General features: G+C 62.6%; 24 protein-coding genes. 10 read left to right on the forward strand and 14 right to left on the reverse strand.

Going from position 1 to position 16,570, the window contains the following annotated elements; translation table 11 throughout:
• Positions 1 to 55: 55 nt before the first annotated feature.
• Entirely contained in the window at positions 56 to 352 is a 297-nt protein-coding gene (locus AC07UC_RS23355) for a hypothetical protein (protein WP_494907538.1), read from the reverse strand.
• A 58-nt stretch (positions 353 to 410) separates the two neighbouring features.
• On the opposite strand from AC07UC_RS23355, the gene AC07UC_RS23360 reads away from it, so the two are divergent.
• A complete protein-coding gene (locus tag AC07UC_RS23360) occupies positions 411 to 863 on the forward strand; it encodes a pyridoxamine 5'-phosphate oxidase family protein (protein ID WP_140767775.1) in 453 nt (150 codons plus the stop codon).
• Between the two features lie 72 nt (positions 864 to 935).
• Here the strand turns inward: AC07UC_RS23360 and AC07UC_RS23365 are convergent, their stop codons facing one another.
• Entirely contained in the window at positions 936 to 1,562 is a 627-nt protein-coding gene (locus AC07UC_RS23365; RefSeq protein ID WP_494907539.1) for a hypothetical protein, read from the reverse strand.
• Positions 1,555 to 2,076 (reverse strand): hypothetical protein, encoded by a 522-nt coding sequence (locus AC07UC_RS23370; RefSeq protein WP_494907540.1) that lies wholly within the window; start codon positions 2,074 to 2,076, stop codon positions 1,555 to 1,557. The genes AC07UC_RS23365 and AC07UC_RS23370 overlap by 8 nt, the downstream gene beginning before the upstream one ends.
• A gap of 182 nt (positions 2,077 to 2,258) precedes the next feature.
• Between AC07UC_RS23370 and AC07UC_RS23375 the strand changes: the two genes are divergently transcribed.
• Positions 2,259 to 2,618 carry a hypothetical protein gene (locus AC07UC_RS23375; RefSeq protein WP_494908974.1) on the forward strand — a complete coding sequence of 120 codons (360 nt, stop codon included), beginning with the start codon at positions 2,259 to 2,261 and terminating at the stop codon, positions 2,616 to 2,618.
• Positions 2,619 to 2,630: 12 nt separating this feature from the next.
• On the opposite strand, the gene AC07UC_RS23380 is transcribed toward AC07UC_RS23375, so the two are convergent.
• Positions 2,631 to 3,602, reverse strand: coding sequence for a DUF3592 domain-containing protein (locus tag AC07UC_RS23380; RefSeq protein ID WP_494907541.1), 972 nt, complete (start codon positions 3,600 to 3,602; stop codon positions 2,631 to 2,633).
• A gap of 124 nt (positions 3,603 to 3,726) precedes the next feature.
• Between AC07UC_RS23380 and AC07UC_RS23385 the strand changes: the two genes are divergently transcribed.
• Positions 3,727 to 4,098, forward strand: coding sequence for a VOC family protein (locus AC07UC_RS23385; RefSeq protein WP_494907542.1), 372 nt, complete (start codon positions 3,727 to 3,729; stop codon positions 4,096 to 4,098).
• A gap of 13 nt (positions 4,099 to 4,111) precedes the next feature.
• Here AC07UC_RS23385 and AC07UC_RS23390 read toward each other — a convergent pair whose 3' ends face one another.
• Positions 4,112 to 4,720: a class I SAM-dependent DNA methyltransferase gene (locus tag AC07UC_RS23390; protein ID WP_494907543.1), complete on the reverse strand. Its 609-nt coding sequence runs from the start codon at positions 4,718 to 4,720 to the stop codon at positions 4,112 to 4,114.
• A gap of 64 nt (positions 4,721 to 4,784) precedes the next feature.
• A complete protein-coding gene (locus AC07UC_RS23395; protein ID WP_494907544.1) occupies positions 4,785 to 5,018 on the reverse strand; it encodes a hypothetical protein in 234 nt (77 codons plus the stop codon).
• Here AC07UC_RS23395 and AC07UC_RS23400 point away from each other — a divergent pair.
• Positions 5,017 to 5,205 (forward strand): hypothetical protein, encoded by a 189-nt coding sequence (locus AC07UC_RS23400; protein WP_494907545.1) that lies wholly within the window; start codon positions 5,017 to 5,019, stop codon positions 5,203 to 5,205. The genes AC07UC_RS23395 and AC07UC_RS23400 overlap by 2 nt on opposite strands.
• A gap of 32 nt (positions 5,206 to 5,237) precedes the next feature.
• On the opposite strand, the gene AC07UC_RS23405 is transcribed toward AC07UC_RS23400, so the two are convergent.
• Complete coding sequence (locus tag AC07UC_RS23405; RefSeq protein WP_140767781.1) at positions 5,238 to 6,311, reverse strand: glycoside hydrolase family 25 protein; 1,074 nt, start codon at positions 6,309 to 6,311, stop codon at positions 5,238 to 5,240.
• Between the two features lie 236 nt (positions 6,312 to 6,547).
• On the opposite strand from AC07UC_RS23405, the gene AC07UC_RS23410 reads away from it, so the two are divergent.
• Entirely contained in the window at positions 6,548 to 7,531 is a 984-nt protein-coding gene (locus AC07UC_RS23410) for a DUF1402 family protein (protein WP_494907546.1), read from the forward strand.
• A 25-nt stretch (positions 7,532 to 7,556) separates the two neighbouring features.
• Complete coding sequence (locus AC07UC_RS23415) at positions 7,557 to 8,186, forward strand: DedA family protein (RefSeq protein ID WP_140767783.1); 630 nt, start codon at positions 7,557 to 7,559, stop codon at positions 8,184 to 8,186.
• Here the strand turns inward: AC07UC_RS23415 and AC07UC_RS23420 are convergent.
• The 3 genes from AC07UC_RS23420 to AC07UC_RS23430 form a co-directional block, all read right to left on the reverse strand.
• The gene (locus AC07UC_RS23420) at positions 8,183 to 8,974 is read right to left on the reverse strand and encodes a phosphodiester glycosidase family protein (RefSeq protein WP_140767784.1); all 792 of its coding nucleotides are present in this window, start codon (positions 8,972 to 8,974) and stop codon (positions 8,183 to 8,185) included. The genes AC07UC_RS23415 and AC07UC_RS23420 overlap by 4 nt on opposite strands.
• 121 nt (positions 8,975 to 9,095) lie before the next feature.
• Complete coding sequence (locus tag AC07UC_RS23425) at positions 9,096 to 9,722, reverse strand: transglutaminase-like cysteine peptidase (protein ID WP_494907547.1); 627 nt, start codon at positions 9,720 to 9,722, stop codon at positions 9,096 to 9,098.
• Positions 9,723 to 9,857: 135 nt separating this feature from the next.
• The gene (locus tag AC07UC_RS23430; RefSeq protein ID WP_494907548.1) at positions 9,858 to 10,730 is read right to left on the reverse strand and encodes an undecaprenyl-diphosphate phosphatase; all 873 of its coding nucleotides are present in this window, start codon (positions 10,728 to 10,730) and stop codon (positions 9,858 to 9,860) included.
• Between the two features lie 169 nt (positions 10,731 to 10,899).
• Between AC07UC_RS23430 and AC07UC_RS23435 the strand changes: the two genes are divergently transcribed.
• A complete protein-coding gene (locus AC07UC_RS23435; protein ID WP_494907549.1) occupies positions 10,900 to 11,805 on the forward strand; it encodes a hypothetical protein in 906 nt (301 codons plus the stop codon).
• A gap of 3 nt (positions 11,806 to 11,808) precedes the next feature.
• Here AC07UC_RS23435 and AC07UC_RS23440 read toward each other — a convergent pair whose 3' ends face one another.
• Both AC07UC_RS23440 and AC07UC_RS23445 read right to left on the reverse strand, forming a co-directional pair.
• Positions 11,809 to 12,021: a hypothetical protein gene (locus tag AC07UC_RS23440; RefSeq protein WP_140767788.1), complete on the reverse strand. Its 213-nt coding sequence runs from the start codon at positions 12,019 to 12,021 to the stop codon at positions 11,809 to 11,811.
• 151 nt (positions 12,022 to 12,172) lie between these two features.
• Positions 12,173 to 12,568, reverse strand: a complete 396-nt coding sequence (locus AC07UC_RS23445) for a GFA family protein (protein WP_140767789.1) — start codon at positions 12,566 to 12,568, stop codon at positions 12,173 to 12,175.
• Positions 12,569 to 12,679: 111 nt separating this feature from the next.
• Between AC07UC_RS23445 and AC07UC_RS23450 the strand changes: the two genes are divergently transcribed.
• On the forward strand, positions 12,680 to 13,708 hold the full coding sequence (locus AC07UC_RS23450; RefSeq protein ID WP_494907550.1) for an isopenicillin N synthase family dioxygenase: 1,029 nt from the start codon (positions 12,680 to 12,682) through the stop codon (positions 13,706 to 13,708).
• Between the two features lie 47 nt (positions 13,709 to 13,755).
• Here the strand turns inward: AC07UC_RS23450 and AC07UC_RS23455 are convergent, their stop codons facing one another.
• A complete protein-coding gene (locus AC07UC_RS23455) occupies positions 13,756 to 14,004 on the reverse strand; it encodes a ParB N-terminal domain-containing protein (RefSeq protein ID WP_008875526.1) in 249 nt (82 codons plus the stop codon).
• A gap of 213 nt (positions 14,005 to 14,217) precedes the next feature.
• On the opposite strand from AC07UC_RS23455, the gene AC07UC_RS23460 reads away from it, so the two are divergent.
• Positions 14,218 to 14,634 (forward strand): acyl-CoA thioesterase, encoded by a 417-nt coding sequence (locus AC07UC_RS23460; protein ID WP_494907551.1) that lies wholly within the window; start codon positions 14,218 to 14,220, stop codon positions 14,632 to 14,634.
• 11 nt (positions 14,635 to 14,645) lie between these two features.
• On the opposite strand, the gene AC07UC_RS23465 is transcribed toward AC07UC_RS23460, so the two are convergent.
• On the reverse strand, positions 14,646 to 15,605 hold the full coding sequence (locus tag AC07UC_RS23465) for a LysR family transcriptional regulator (RefSeq protein ID WP_494907552.1): 960 nt from the start codon (positions 15,603 to 15,605) through the stop codon (positions 14,646 to 14,648).
• 136 nt (positions 15,606 to 15,741) lie between these two features.
• On the opposite strand from AC07UC_RS23465, the gene AC07UC_RS23470 reads away from it, so the two are divergent.
• Positions 15,742 to 16,524, forward strand: a complete 783-nt coding sequence (locus AC07UC_RS23470; protein WP_494907553.1) for an ABC transporter substrate-binding protein — start codon at positions 15,742 to 15,744, stop codon at positions 16,522 to 16,524.
• Positions 16,525 to 16,570: the final 46 nt, after the last annotated feature.

Consider the following 16,570-nt stretch of genomic DNA (forward strand, 5'->3'; position numbering starts at 1 on the left):
GCTAACAGCCCGTATGTGAAATACTGACCAGGCTATGGTCGGCCGCTTATTCCGCCTACAACACCCGCAGCGTCTGCTCGTCAAACAGCGGTTCGTCCTGCCCCACCCGGACAAACAGCACCTTCCGCCCCTCACCCGCAGGCACCTCGAAATACTGGATGCCGTCGGGCATTTCGCCCCAGTCGCCGCAGGGCGGTTCGGGAATCTCGTTGGGGTCGGCAAGTGCTTTCAGTTCTTTCGCATAGGCGGCGTTTGGGCTGAACGTATAACGCTTGACACCGGGTGGCATAAGGCGAGGCTCAGCCCGCCGGTCAGAGCGGCGTCTTTCCTCCATACGTTTGATGTGCGTCAAGGCCAGGCGATCCACGCCTCACTATCTTCACCGCCAGGAATGACGTTGGAGACGAGCGATGGACGCAGAGATCAGAGACAAGATTCAGACGCTTCTTGATCAGCACCGCATCATGACGGTTGCAACACTGAGGGCGGACGGCTGGCCCCAGGCGACGACCGTGGGCTACGTCAATGACGGCCTTTCCCTCTATTTTCTTTGCGGGCTCGACAGCCAGAAGGCGGCGAATCTGGCGCGGGACGATCGCCTGTCGCTGACCATCGATCACGACGCGCCTCAGGTGATGGAGATCACTGGCCTTTCCATGGCGGCACGGGCACAGCCGGTCACGGACAGGGCCGAGGCCGAGAAGGTCCTGGGGATGATGCCGATGAAATATCCGCCACAAGCCTCGATGCCATTCGCGATGCCGACACCGGAGCAGGTGCGCATCTTCCGTGTGGTGCCTTCCGTCATCTCCGTGCTCGACTACTCGAAGGGTTTCGGCCACACGGATCTCGTGACCTTTTGAGCGCCTGCTCTCGATCAAGATCGGTTATGATGACGGCGTTTTCGCAACCTCCCCTTTGGCTGGAAAGGCCATTCAATTCGGCGGCAACACCCGCAGCGTCTGCTCGTCGAACAACGGCTCGTCCTGCCCCACCCGGACAAACAGCACCTTCCGCCCCTCACCCGCCGGCACCTCGAAATACTGAATGCCGTCCGGCATTTCGCCCCAGTCGCCGCAGGGCGGCTCTGGAACCTCGTCGGGGTTGGCAAGCGCTTTCAGTTCTTTCGCATAGGCGGCGTCGGGGCTGAACGTGTAGCGCTTGACGCCGGCAGGCACTGTGCCTTCCGTGTAAGCCGCCAACACGCAGCGCGAACTGACAGCCTTGTCGGTCTTTTCCAGGAACAGGCGCAGCAGCGCAGCCTCGGCGGTTTCGCCTGATTTGATGTCGAACACCTCGACCAGAGGATCAGCCGCGCCGCCATCGCTGTATTTGATGGCGAGCGCGTTGCCGGCGAATTCGAAATGGATCTGGCGGAAGCCGAAATCGCAGCGCTGCGCCCAGGCGGCAAGGCCGATCGTCTTGTCGGCCAGCTTTTCCCAGACGCATTTGTCGATCGGCGGGCGCGACGGCGCCGGCTCATCCGCGCGTGCCGCGGCGGATATCGTCACGGATGCAAGCAAGGCGCAGGCCCAAAGGATCGATCTCATGGCGCTAGTCATCGCTGCATCCTGTCAGGGTAAAGGCATCCCAGGCCGAGCCGTTCGGATTGGCGTCGGCGAAATCGGCCCATTCGGTGAAAGCCACTCCGAAATCGGGCAGCAACAGCCCTTTCGGCGCCGGTGTCGCTTCGCGCGAAGCCAGCTGCTCGGCGCCGCCGCCGGTCAAGGCGTAGACCTGACCATCCCATATCCTGCACAGCCCGCTGCCATCCTGCAGGCCCGCTTCGCGGTCGTCGTCGGTGCAGGTGTGACGGATGGTGCCGAGCGGAAACGAATTCCTGCCATTGGTCCAGGTGATGTCGGCCGGCAGGCTTTTGTCGGTGTTGGGCACGCTCAGCGAAAACACCTGCGCCGTCAGTGCCGCCGGCTCATTGTCCAGCGGCCGGAATTGTAGAACGGCGCCCGAGCGCTGCTCGCGGTAGGTGGCGTGGCTCAGCAGGCATTCCCCGGCGCTCGCCATCTGCAAGGAGCCGAGCAAACCCAGGACAACAAAGGCCAGTCTGTAAATGATCATCGATATCTCGGGAAAAGCGTTGTGAAGCGAGGCTGCCGGGCTGCACAGTCGCATCATCCGTGCAAAACCATAAGCGAAATCCGGAACGAGCGCCCTCGACCGCTCCCGAACGAAAACTTATCCGGGTACCGATCCCGACAGTCTGTATGGTCGCGAGAAATGGCGAAGGAGAAAGCCCGGTGATGCAGCGTTTTGTGATGGCGATGGCGATATCCACTTTTGCGGCGATCCCATCGCTGGCGGCGACGCCCTATGTCGGGACGTGGTCGACGGACAGGTTGAACTGCCATGCGGCCGCCGACGCCCAACGCCAGACCGTCTACACCGTGGATCAGTCGGCCCTGTCGTTTCCCGACCTCGGCTGCGAGCACGCGACCTTCCGCAAAACCGCCACGGGCTGGGTGGTCCGCGCCAGCCAGTGCTATGGCGCGGACCCGTCGCTCGACGAGCCATTTTCCCGCATCATCCATATCAAGAAACATGGCGCGACGGTGCGGTTCACCTGGCGGGGATTCGACAGCGGCCCTCTGGTCCGCTGCTGAAAGCGCCGACACTCAGACCAACCCGACGAGCAGGGCCGCGCCGCCGAGGAAGCCTGCCGAACAGACCCATAGAAGCCAGAGCCCGCGCACCCGGCATTCGAGCACGGCCGAGGCGGGGTTGGCGGGGTCGTAGTGCACGTCGACCTTGCTGCCCTCGGCATAGCTCCGGGCCTGGCCGCTGACGAGGCCGGGCAGCGAAGCCGTCACGGTGGCGCCGAACGTCACGCGGTCGGCGCTGTAGCGCTGGCCGGCGACGCCATAGCTGTAGACGATGCGGGATTTGAAGACGGTGCGCCAACGTCGATAGCCGCTATAGTTTCGCAGCGCCTGCAGACCCGAGGACTCAATGCGGCCGGCGGCGACCGGCCATTTTGCCGCCTGTTCGGCCAACGACTTCTGGGCGAAACCCATGCGCAGGGCGAACAGCCCCATGAACAGCAGCAGTGCCGCGGCGCCGAGGTTCTGCGGCTTGGGCAGATGCGGCCGGATCGCCTCCAGCACGCCGCCGACGGAAAACACCAGCACCGCCGTGCCGATCACCAACCCGGCCGAGAGCTGAAGCATGAACTTGAAGGCGCCATCCGGCATGGTGCGCTCGATCACGGCTTTGCCGGGATCGGCCGGATTGTAGAAGACCGTCACCTCCGCCCCGCGAGGAAACTGCGCAAGGGTCTCGGTGACTTCGAAATTCCCCAGATTTTCCTTCACGCTGTAGCGCGAGCTTTGAAATTTCCTGCCGCCCACCTTGTATTCGAAGGTGATCGCCGGAAAATTGCGCATCTCGGTGGTGTCGCTGCTGTCCGAGCCGACGCCCGAGCTTCTGACTTCACGCGCCTCGACGCGCGACGAGATGATCTTTCCTGGCGTCGGCAGCCAGCGGCTGAGGGCTTGCACCTCTCGCCATTTCACGAAGGTGATGAGCGACAGACTGCCCGCGACCACGCAGGCAAATCCGATCAGCAGAAATTTGAGTTCCAGCTCCACCCTGATCCCCCCGGATTGCAGGAACCGGCACTAGACAGCACGGCGGCGGCAATGTCTTGCTTATTCGTAGGGGCGCCGGGGTGACCGGCCCAGCAAATGTTCAACATCCCAGGCGAAACACAACATGATCGATCACATCACCATCGAAGTGGGCGACCTGGAGAAGAGCAAGCTTTTCTATGAACGCGGTTTCGCGGCGTTGGGGTATCGCCTGTCCTTCGGCAAGGAGGGCGTGTTCTGGGCCTTCGATGTCGGCAATGGCTGCCTGTTCGAAATCCAGCGCACGGGCGAGAAGACGCCGCTCACCCATCTGCATGTCGCTTTCCGGGTCAAGAGCAAGGCGGAGGTCGATGCATTCCATCGCGCGGCGCTTGAAGCGGGTGCCGAGGACAATGGCGCGCCCGGCCCGCGTCCGGACTATGCGAAGAATTATTACGCCTGCTTCGTGCTTGATCCCGATGGCTACAACATCGAGGCGATGGTCAACGAGGCGTGACGCGCCCTTCCCTTCACAACGGCCGCACCGTCAGGAACGTATTCCATTCCTCGTCGTTGCGGCCCAGGTTGAAGTCGTCCCTGAGAAGGACCAGCCCGGCGGCTTCGAGACGGGCCGCGAAATCGTCCCTGCGCCAGTAGACCGTATGATATTCGCCTGATGTCTCGCCATCGCCATTGCGCATCGATACCAGGAAGGCGCCGCCTGGCCGCAGCGACCCGGCTATCCTGGCAAGCACCTGGTCAATCTGGTCGCGCGGTACATGGATCAGGACGGCGAGCGCCAGGACAGCGTCATGGGGCCCGCCGAGATCATCGGTGAGGAGATCGAGAAGCTCGCCATGCTTGCCGCGCGCGGCCTGCAGTTCGAGAAACCGTTTTGTCGCGTCGGTGCGGCGAACCTTGACGCCCAGGCCCTCCAGAAAGTCCGCGTCGTAGCCGGCTCCCGAGCCGACTTCCAGAATCCGGCCGGCCGTGCCGGCAATCGCCACAAGGCGCTTCAGCGATGCCTGCTCTCTCTCGTTGGGAACATGCCGCACGATGGCATCGTAGCGTTCCGCATAATCCTCATAGGCGCTGATCGTTTGACGGCTCTTCGCCAGAGCCTCGGATGGCACACTCATCTTTCCTCCCTCGCGTCCTATCGGTCAAAGATCGTCCTCGGCGAATGGTGCCGGAACGCACATGTCAGTCGAGCACGCCGATATCGCACAGGAAATGATCCGACAGCGAACACTGGTCAAGCAGGCCGCGCCCGCGGGGTCTGAACGGCGCGGTGAAAAGGTCCAGCATCGGACGACGAAGCGCAAAGCCGCAGCGTTGCATATGCCCATCGACACGATGACGTGATGGAAGGGTAATTTGACGGCCGATGCGATCCGATGGAGAAATCCACAGCGAGAACAGCCGGAAGATGGCCATGAGCGACGAAACCGACGACGACACCGACATCGTCAATCAGCTCGCCTATGTCAGAGCCGATCCAAGCCAGCACGACACATTGACACTTCTCACCATGATCGATGCCGCGATTGCCGAGATCATGGCATTGAGGAGAAAGCTGCGGCTGAGCGAGGACAAGAATACCGGGAGCAGCCAGCTCCAATAGGCGGCAGGACCAGAGCGAAGGCCGACGCGAACCTAGTCCGCGTCGGCCATCATCTGACGGCCGCCGCCGCCGGCCCAGGCGCGCCATTGCCGTTCGTCGCCATGGAAGACGTTGAGGTCGATGCGGCCGGTCACGCCATGCGACAGGCCGGAGCCGGAATATTGCCAGAACAGCCATTTGCGGCCCGGGTAGACTTTCGAGGGATGCTGCGCCACGGCGCGCAGCCAGAAGGGGTAGTCCGGGAAAGCACCCTGGAGGTTGTCGCGATAGAAATCCGGCGCGGTATAGATGATCGGACGCTGGCCGTAGTGACGTTCCAGCTTGTCCATGAACACCTGCATCTTCTCCAGCACCTTTTCGCGCGACGGACGCCGCTTGCAGGAAGAATCGCCATTCCACTCGACGTCGATGACCGGCGGCAAGGCACCGTCGACCTTCGGCACGTTGCGGATGAACCAATCGGCCTGCTCGCTGGCAACGCGGCACCAGTAGAAGAAATGATAGGCGCCGCGCTTCAGCCCGGCGGCGTCGGCATTGCGCCAGTTCTTCATGAACATCGGATCGAGATGGTCGCCACCATCGGTCGCCTTGATGTAGGCGAAGTTGGCGCCCTGGGCGCGCAGCTTTTCCCAGTTCACGTCGCCCTGCCAGCGCGAGACGTCGACCCCGTGCACGGCAAGGTGGCGAGGCGAGGAGCGGCCGAAATTGATCGGCTTGGCATCGCGAAAACCGTAGCGCGTGACCGGCCCCGCCAGCATCGGCGGTGCTGCCCGCGACAAGAGCCTTGGCGGCGAGACCAGAGCCGCGGGCTCGATGGGCGGATCGACATTGTCCGGCAATTCGGGCGCCGGAAACGCCACCGTCTCTTCTTCCGCCAGGCCGAAGGGCCGATCAATGTCTTGCGCCGGCGCCGCCTCGGCCAGCTTGCGCGCTTTACCGGCCTTGGTTGCGGGAACGGATGCGATCGGTGCGCTTGGCCGCACCACCGAACTGGTGGTTTCATTCGACGGCTTCTGCATGTCGAGCGCGTCCATGCCCGATGTCGACGAACAGCCGGCAAGGCACAGGGATGCGATCACGAAACTGATGACGCCTGGTAACCGCATCTGGACCTGTACTCAAAACACAACAGACCGAAGGCAACGGCCCACGGACAACCAGCGCTAGTTATGAACGAGAAATTACCAATAAAGTTTGAATCAGATTTTTACCATGAGTGTGACCCATTTCAGACATTCGCCAGCGAAGGCCGGCCAAGCCTTGACAGCGCCATGATGTGGCTGTTGAGACGGGAGGCGGCGTCTCGCGCCGGCATTACCCGCGATTTTGAAAAAGGCGCCCGATGATTGCGTTGCAGCGGCTTCTCCCGATCCTCCTGCTCGCGGCCCTTTCCTGCGGCGGCGTGCCCTTGTCCGGGACAGCGCATGCCAGCGGGCTGGTCGTCGTTCCCCCCGGCAATCGCTCCGAGACGCAACCGCCGATCCCGGATGCATCAGCGACGCGAACCCGCGCCTTCAAGACCACCTACGCGGAAAAATACGAGAAGATCGTCGCGCTGCTGAAGCGCGAGAAGAAATTGATAGCGCATATCAAGCAGGCGGCCGCGGCTTACGATATCGACCCCATCCATATCGTCGGCGCGCTGGTCGGCGAACACACCTACAATGTGACCGCCGTCGGCTCGGTCCAAACTTACTATGTGAAAGCGCTGTCCTATTCCGGTCTCGATTTCTCCTTCCGCTACAAGGGCGTGCCGGTGCAGAGCTTTGTCCAGCGGCCGGAGTTCGCGGCCTGCGCCGAGGCAGGGGGCAGTGCCGCCCTGTGGAGCTGCCGCGACAGGGTCTGGGTCGACCATTTCCGCGGCAAGACGGTCGACGGCGTCACCTATGACGCGATGACCTTCCAGCAGGCGTTCTTCCAGCCCTTCTTCGCCGGCCAGACATTCGGCCTCGGCCAGATCAGCCCGCTGACCGCGCTCGAGGTCACCGACCTGGTCAACAAGGTCAGCGGCTACGACAAGCTCACACCGGATCATCCGCAGGCCATCTATCGCGATGTCATGGATCCCGACCGCAGCATCGTCTACATCGCCGCGATCGTGCGCGACGCCATCGACGCCTACAAGGAACAGGGCTTCGACATATCAGGCAATCCAGGCATCACGGCCACGCTCTATAATGTCGGCCAGCCCCGGCAGCGGGCGGCGGATCTGCGCACGGCGCTCACCAGCGGCAAGGGCCGCAAGCTGCCGGTCGAGAATTATTACGGCTGGCTCGTCAACGACAAGCTCGACGAACTCAGGAGCCTGCTCGGCAGCGGCAGCTGAGAAACAATTTTAAGCAGGAGCTTGCGTGCAGTCGTTCATCGACCAAAGCGTTTGTTTCATCGAGAACCATCAGGCGTGGGCCGGTCTCGTGGTCGGGCTGCTGGCTTTTGGCGAGTCGCTGGTGCTGGTCGGCATCCTGTTGCCCGGCACCACGGTGCTCATCATCGTCGGCGGCTTGGTCGGGGCCGGTATCGTCCAGCCTTTGCCCGTCCTCCTGGCGGCGATGATCGGGGCGGCGCTCGGCGATACCATCTCCTATTTCCTCGGCAGATGGCTGGGGCGCGGCGTCGTCCATAAATGGCCCCTCAACCGCTATCGCCGCGAGGTCGCCAGGGCGCGGCTGTTCTTCCATCGTTATGGTTTTGCCGCGGTTTTCATCGGCCGCTTCTTCGGCCCGGTCCGCGCCACAGTGCCGCTGGTCGCGGGCATGATGGGCATGCACCGGCGCCGCTTCCAGATCGCCAACATCCTGTCGGCGATCATCTGGGCTCCGGTCGTGCTGTCGCCGGGATGGCTGGTGGCCAAGGGCGCCGGCAACATCCCCGAGCTCGATGCGACCAGCCTTTTCGGGTTGGCGGCGATCGGCGTGGTTGTCTTGATCATCATGGCGGTGATTGCCCTCAAGCTCCGAAGCAGGCGGTCCGCCCGAGCCTAGCCACGCTTCCTGAACACGCCGATCATCGGCCCCAGATTCCAGTAGTCGTCGTTGCGTCCGATGGCAGGCGCGAACAGGCTCGAAATCGTGCCGTCGAGAAACAGCGCATTGTCGCAGCCGAGCGCATCGCGAAACAGGCGGGCGAATGCATGGAAATTCACCGTGCCGTTCGAAATGGCAAAGACCGCGACACCATCCTTGCGCACCCCGACGCCATCGCGGGTCTTGCGCGAGGTGCCGTCGGACTGGAACTTCGGATGCAACTGGCCGTCGATCACCAGCATCGGTCCCGATTGCGTCGCATAGTCGGTGGACGGCCGCTTGCTGACGAAATCCCACGTCGCCCGGACCGCGGCCTTGCCGCCGCTGATGTAGAAGATGCCATTCGGCTGCAGCGAGAAATTGCCGCTTCCCGATCCTGTCTTCACACCAGCCATTTCCTGGCCACGCTCGACATAGAGGCCCACCGGCCTGAGGTCTGGGTGGTACATGCCGGCGTTGATGGCAAACAGCATGGTGCGGCCGGCCGCGCGCTGGGCGTTGTCGAGATTGTGCAGCGATTGGAAAGGCTTGCCAGCCGGATCCTTCCAGAACAGTTCGATCGAATACAGCTTCGGATCGACCTCGCAAATGAGGTAGCTGGTCGCCTCGAAGGTAAGGTCGCGGCACGGTGGCAGCGACACGAACCATTGGCTGAATGTCATCGTCGTGGCGACTGCCTGCGGCAGCGCCGCCTTGACCAGCCCCAGAAGCAGGGGCGCCGAATTGAGAAGTGTCAGAAAGTCCATGCGCCTGCGGATGCCAGCTTCAATCAGCTTTCGTGGTTATCACCACTTGCTGGCACCATGGAAGTCCGGCACGAAAAGATCGGGCCGAGGTTCATGCCCGGGCGCAGCGGAGCCGACCAGACTATTTGACGGCGCTGACCAGCTGTTCGTCGCCGCCAAGAATGGAGACCCAGTGCCCTGTGTTGTCGCTCGCCTGCCGCTTCAGGTAGCGATAGCTCGTCTGGTTCCAGAGGCGGACCTTGTCGGTCAGATTGTCGAGGATGAAGTCGCCCTTGTCGGTGCGCACCGTCAGCACGGCGTGGCCTTCGCCATCCGGCTTGCGAACCACCGTCATCAAAAGATTGGCTATGGCAATGCCCATGCCGTTGAGCTCGCGCCGCTTTTCCAGCGCGTAGTCCTCGCAGTCGCCGAAGCCGTTGTCCGGATAGGCCCACCACTCGTCCTTGCCGTAATTGTCCATGTCGCTCATCGGTTTGACGCGCGTGTTGACAGAGAAATTGACGGCCGAGATATCGTGCAGCAGCTTGCTGGTCATATGTTCCGGCACGCTGTTAGGCGAGCGGATCGAGCATTCGTCGAGATGGATCTTGCAAAAATCATAGTGGCCAATCGGCTGCGAAGTCGATCCGCCGACAACCATGGAAGCAGGCGCGGCATAGGCCGAACCCGTCGCCGCACAGAAAACGGTCAGGGCAAACGCCAGCCCCAGCCCCTTCGCCTTGCGGCGCCAACCCATCGAGGATGCCATGCGGCCCCACCCATCTGTTTTGTTAACAGAACGTTAAGGGCTGTTATATTCCGAAGTCAATGAACCTGGCCGATCACATCTTTGCGGATCGATGCATGCATCCAGGTGGTTGCCCGCGCGCAACACCGGGCCTGGCTAAGCCAGCCACCCCATCGCCACGCCCAGCAGCAGGACGACCCCGAGCAGGCCGCGATAGATGACGAAGGGCCAGGCGGAGAAGCGCTCCAGCACGCGCATCAGGCCCCATATGGCGAAGAAGGCGGAAATCGAGGCGACGACCAGTCCGGTCGCAAGAACCGACCAGCCATGGGCGTCGAGGTGAACCTTGTGTAGTTCCCACAACTCCTTGAGGCCGGCAAGCGCGATCGCCGGCAGGCCGAGCAGGAATGAGAAACGCGCCGCCTCGGCCCGCTTGAAACCGAGCCCGAGCGCCGCGGTCAAGGTCGAGCCCGAGCGCGAGACGCCGGGGATCAGTGCGCCGACCTGGGCGACGCCGACAAGCAGCGCATCGGTGAGCGACGCTTCGCCGATGGTGCGCTTGTGGCGGGCGAAAATCTCGGCAAGCGCCAAGAGGATCGCCATGGCGATGCAGGACCAGCCGATCACGCTCAGGCTGCGCAGCGGAGAATTGCAGGCATTGAGAATGCCCGACAGCGCGACGCCCGCGATAATGATCGGGATCGTCGCCAGCACGATCCAGGAAGCCAGCCTGAAATTCCGGTCGGCGAAATCGCGCCGCGTGAGCGCGTCGAGCGAGCCGAACAGGAGGTCCCTGACATCGCCCCAGAAATAGCTGATCACGGCGGCAAGAGCGGCAAGCTGCATGGCGGCGGAGAAGGCGGAACCCGGATCCTGCCAGCCGAGCACCGCCGGCACGATGCGCATATGGGCGGTCGACGAAATCGGCAGCAATTCGGTGATGCCCTGCACCAGGCCGAGGAAGGCGACCTTGGCAAATCCCAGGCCGACGAAGCCGGTGTCAACGCCCTGGGTGCAGATGTCAGCCATGTCGAGCCTTTCCGTTGGATAATCGTAAGGGCAATCCCCGCCTCGCAATAGACTCGCGACGCCCGAAAGCCAATTTACCGATTTGTAAGGCGTCTTTCCGGTTGACAAGCCGCGCCTGAATATTATTATTCACTAATCTTACACTGTAAGTCTGGCGATGGAGGAGAGCATGCAGACCGCCCTGTCAGAATTGCAACTCCCACCCGAACCCCATCCGCCGGTCATCGCGATCGAGGATGTCTCGCGCGACCTCAGCCGTATTCTCGAGCGTGCCGAAGTGCAGGCCTGGCTCGACCTCTACGCCGCCGCGCCGGCCGATTTCGCCGCGCGGCAAGAACTTTCGCTAGCGAGACAAGGCGACCTTGCCTGGACCACCTGTGCGACGATCCCGTTCATCCATTTCAACTGCGTGAAGAATTTTGGCGTCGACAGCGCGGCCACCGAAGGCCAGCTCGACGCGCTGCTGGCGCACTACCGCGCCGCCGGGATTTCGCGGCCCTGGTTCCATGTCAATCCGCACAGTGAACCATCGCGCCTCAGATGCTGGCTCGAGGCGCGCGGCCTGCAGCGCCAGGGCGGCTGGGAGCGGATTTATCGCGGGGCGGAACCCCTGCCATCCGAGCCGCTCTTCTCGGCTGACGGCGTTTCGATCGAACGCGTGACGACGGCAACGGCAAGCGACTGGGCCGCTTTCATCGACAGAAGCTATCGGCTGCCCACCTCGCCCTGGCTGCTGGCTCTGGTCGGCCGGCCGGGCTGGCATCACTACATGGCGAAGCGAGATGGCGCGGTGGCGGCGGTGCGCTCGCTGTTCATCGGCGCCGACGGTGCTGCCTGGAGCGGCATCGACGCGCCGGTGCCCGGCATAATGACGTCGAGCTTCGATCTGGACGCCGTGCTTGGAGAAGCGCTGGTGCGCGACGGCATTGCGGCTGGCGCAAAATTGTTTGTCGCCGACATCGAGGCGCCGCACGAGGAGCGCGACGGACCGGCCTATCGCAACTATGCCCGCCTCGACTTCAGGATCGCCTATTTCCGCAGCCATTACAGCTATTTGCCAGCCAACTCGAACTGACCGCTAATTGCGCAGCCATTGCTGGAAACAGCTCTTGACCACCATATGCGCCGGTGGAACGACCGGCTGGTCCGCGGGTGCGTCATCAACCGCCCGGCTGCGGGCCCGTTCGAGCAGCATGCGTACCTGCTCGGGGCGGACACGGTCGCGCTCCATCACAAGCAGGACCATCGGATCGCTCAAAAGCTCGTCCAGGGTGCTGATGCTGTCGTTCATCCGTCGTCTCCTCGAATGCCGGCCCGCGCAGCATAGATAGGACGACAAAGATGGCTCGCCAATGACGCTTTGCCGGCTATCGCGTGTCGATTTGGATTAATTTTTTGTCATGGTCGGGCCCGCTTCCGCTGTTGAAGGCGGAACGAAAGAGCTAGGCCGGCGGAGCGCCCTCATGTTGCGGCAGGTCGTCGTCGAGCAGCACCCAAGGCTGCTTCGAGGCGGTGAAAATATGCATCTGCGGCCGGAACAGCGAAGGGTCGTCGAGCGAGCCCGTGGTGACGCCGATGATGCCGGCCGAGTCGCGCCGCGAAAACATTGTCGTGCCGCAGCCTGGGCAAAAACCGCGCTTGAGATCTGGCGAGGTGTTGACTGTTGCCAGTGGTCCCTCGATCGTTACATCATCGATGCGAAACAGTACGCGCGCGTTGAAGGCGGCGCCAATCGCCTTCTGGCAAAGCCGGCAATGGCAGATGCGCTCGTTGATGGGAGCCGCCTCGGTGCTGTAACGCACCGCTCCGCACAGGCACCCGCCTTCATACCTTGTCATGGCCTTGATCCAAAATGGAGAGAATAGGCGTCAAGGTTAGTCGTCCGGCCGATAGGGTCAATTGAAATGCTTTGATACGATGCCATCGATAACCGTGATGCGAGGCTCATCATGACCCAAGATATCGAAACCATCGGCATTGCGGATCTGTTCGGGCCACCCTCGCCCGCCCGTGACCGCGCCGACGGCCACATCATGGCCGCGGCCTCTGGAATAGGCTTCATGGCGGTCCGGGATTTTCCCGGCGACGCCTGGCTGACACCGGACAGAAGATCGCAATTGCTGCGCATCTTCGCCCTTCCCGACACCGAGAAGCAGAAATTGCTGCGCTGGAATTTCGACAGCACCAGGAAGAACTTTTATCGCGGCTGGTTCCCACTCCAGCCTGCAGCCGTATCCTACAAGGAAGGCATCGACATGGGACCGGATATTGCCGATGCGGCGCGCGTCTCGGCTGCCGACGATCCGCTGTGCGAGCCGACACCCTTGCCGGCCGAAGGCACCGTGCCCGGCTGGCGCACGGCCGCGGCGGATTATTATCGCGCGATGGAGACAGTCGGCAACGCGCTGATGCGGTCGATAGCGCGCGGGCTTGGTCTGCCGGAAACGATCTTCGATCCGTATTTCGAGCACGGCATCTCGACGTTGCGCCTGATCCGCTATCCCTTGCGCGACGCCACTGCCGGCATCGACACCAGCGGCCCGGAGTTCTCGGTGGTCCACAAGGGAGAGTTACGCACCATCATCGGCCGCGAACATGCCGATTCCGGTTTCGTCACCTTGCTGGCCCAGGATGGCGTCGAAGGCTTGCAGGCAAAGAACCGCACCGGCGAATGGATCGACGTGCCGCCGGCCAACGGCACGCTGGCGGTCAATTTCGGCCAGTTGCTGGAACGCTGGACCGGCGGTCGCGTGCGGGCGACGCGGCATCGGGTGATCGCGCCGAAGACAACTCGGTTTTCGATCCCGTTTTTCTATGAACCGGGTGTTAACGCCGAGATCGCCCCCTTGCCACTAAGCGGCGCCGAGCCCTTCGAGCCATTTCTTTATGGCGATTATCTCTGGGAGTCGGCGACGAATTTCGTCGAGATGAGCGGCATCAAGAATCTCAGACAGCCGCGCCGCGCCAAGGCATCGTAGTCCGAACGCGATTGCCGCCAGAAGGCTGTCGTCAAAGCAAGGAAGCGTCAGTGACGCTTGGCCTGGACAAGATAGGCGTCGATCTCGGTCTCGCCGAGCCACTTGGCCGCTTCCAGCCGGTGCAGTCCTTCAACAAGGATATGGCGCTTGCCGTCGTGGCGGACCTGGATCGGCGTCTTCATGCCGTTCTCCAATATGTCCTCGGCGAGATGGCGGACGGTCTCGGGGTGTAATGTCTTCTTGCGCGCTGTCGGCACGTAGATGTCGTCGACCTTGACCTTTTGCACTCTGAGCATGCCTGTCCCCGTGGCGGAAACGCCGCCGTCCCCTGAGATAGTCGGTTTGGTTCGGAGGGCCAAGGGCACGGCTAACGAATGTCGGTCCCAAGGCCACTCCCGGTCCGAAGGCCATCGACCAGGTCCGCCGGTTTGCCTGTCGCCGCGCGTTTCGATATGGCGTCTCGCGATCCTCAACGATGGCCACGGAGCAATCCCCATGAGCAAGTCCCCATGAGCAAGTCCCTTGTCACCTTTGTCGGTGTTGCTCATCCCTGGATGTGCGACGTGATGGGACACGTGAATGTGCGGCACTACGCGGCGATGTTCGATGATGCCAGCTTCCAGCTTCTTGGCCACATCGCCGGACAGGACAGCAGCCAGGCCTCGGCAACGGGATGGGCCGATGTGCGCACTGAAATCGACTACCGGCATGAGACAAAAGCCGGCTCACTTCTCACCATCCGCTCGCATGTGGTGAAGATCGGCCGCACCTCCGTCACCTTCGAACAGGTCATGTCGGGATCGCTCGACGGCATCGTCCATGCATCGAGCCGGACCACCAGCGTACACTTCGACCTTGCCGCGCGTGCCTCGGTGGCGCTGGACGAAGCGATGCGCGGCCGCGCGGCGGCCTTCCTAGTCGAATAGGCCTGCGTCGATCAGCCGTTGTAGATGCGCTCGTCCAGCGGCGTCTCGGTGATCAGAGCCTGCAGCCCCGACAGCAGCGCCTTCTCGGCACGATTCATCGCCTTGTCGGGATTGGTGAGCAGGAAGATGTCGATGGCCGGCGGCGTGTGGTAGGGCGGCAGCCGCCACAGCGTGCCGTCGGCCACGTCGCGTCGCGCCACGTGTAGCGGCAGCGGACCGATGCCGAGCCCGGCGACGATCATGCGCCTGACTTCCTCCAGGCTCGAGGAGACACCGACGACATCGGCGTTCAGCCGGGCTTCGCTGCGCAACAGGGCGACCGGCCGCAGCGCGTCCGAAATATGGTCGGTCTGGAAGGATACAGAGGGCTCGCCGCGCAGATCGGCAAGCTTCAGCCCGGCCTTTCCGTAAAGCCTGTGCTGCGGGCCGCAGAAGAAGCCGAAGAACTCGCGATAGACCATCGCGTAGTCCAACGCCGGATCGCGCTGGCTGACAAGGCAGATGCCGAAGGAGGCGCGCCTTTCCCGCACCTGCTTGGCCACTTCCGTGCTTGCCGCGACCGAAATGGTGATGCTGGCACGCGGATAGTTGCGGTGAAATTCCGCCAGCGCCCGGTCGAACAGCGGCGAGACGACATGGCTGGCCGTGGCGATCATGACATGGCCGGTGACATCGTCGCTGATGCCCCGCATCAAGAGCGGCAGCTGCGATATCGAGCCGAATACCTCGACGCTCTGCTCATAAATCAGCCGCCCGACCTCCGTGAGTTCGAAGCGCGTCGCGTCGCGGTCGACCAGCCGCCGGCCAACCCGATCCTCCAGCCGCCGCAAGGCATTGCTGACGCTGGGTTGCTTGAGGTTGAGACGCTCGGCGGCGCGGGTGATGCTCTTGACCTCCGCGATGACGACGAACGTACGCAGAAGGTTCCAGTCGAGATCCCAGACCAGACGTTCGGGGCGAGGCAATGCCATTCCTGATATCTATGCTCCCTATTCCCATTATCTATTTGCGCAATGCTGATGCAAAGGCAATCATTGACATCAGGAGAGCGCCCCAACGCCTCCCAAGAACAAGCCTTCGCGCTCCATCCAGAGGACAGGAATTCAGATGAACAGGGTATTTTCCGGCATTGCGGTTGCCGCGCTGTTGCTTGCATCGGCCGTCACCACCGTTTCGGCAAGGGCCGACGACCTCGAGAAGATCAAGGCGGCGGGCGAATTGAAGATTTCCATGAGCGGGCAGTATCCGCCCTTCAACTTCGTCAGTGACCAGAACGAGGTCGTCGGGTTCGACGCCGATATCGGCAAGGCCATCGCTGAGCGCATCGGCGTCAAGGGCACCATCATCACCACGGCCTGGGACGGTATCATCGCCGGCCTGCTCGCCAACAAATACGACACTGTCGTCGGCTCGATGACGATCACGCCCGAGCGAGAGAAAGTGGTCGATTTCGTCGGCCCCTACTACCATGCCGGCCGCGCGGTTTTCGTGAGCCAGGATTCCAAGGTCCAGAGCCTCGAAGACCTCAAGGGCAAGACCCTTGGCGTGACGCTCGGCGAAACGCATGAGAAATGGGCGCGCGAACAGGGCGGCTGGGATATCCGCACCTATAAGGGCCTGCCGGAGCTGCTGCTCGAACTGAAGGCCGGCCGCGTCGACGCCATCGTCGTCGACAACATTCCGGTCATGGTGGCCGTCAAGGAAACCGGCGAAAAGGTCCGCAAGCTCGACACGCCCAACATCGAGGGCGGCAGCGTCGCCATCGGCATCGCCATCCGCAAGGACAATCCCGAACTCAAGGCCGCCATGCAGAAGGCGCTGGACGGGATGCTGGCCGACGGCACCTACGAGAAGATCTCCAAGCAGTGGGTCGGCAGCGACATCCGCTAATCCTTGCCGGCTCCAGGCGGTGAAAACCACCTGGGGCCGACCGCCA

The organism is Mesorhizobium sp. GW821-FHT04C10 (assembly GCF_059420305.1).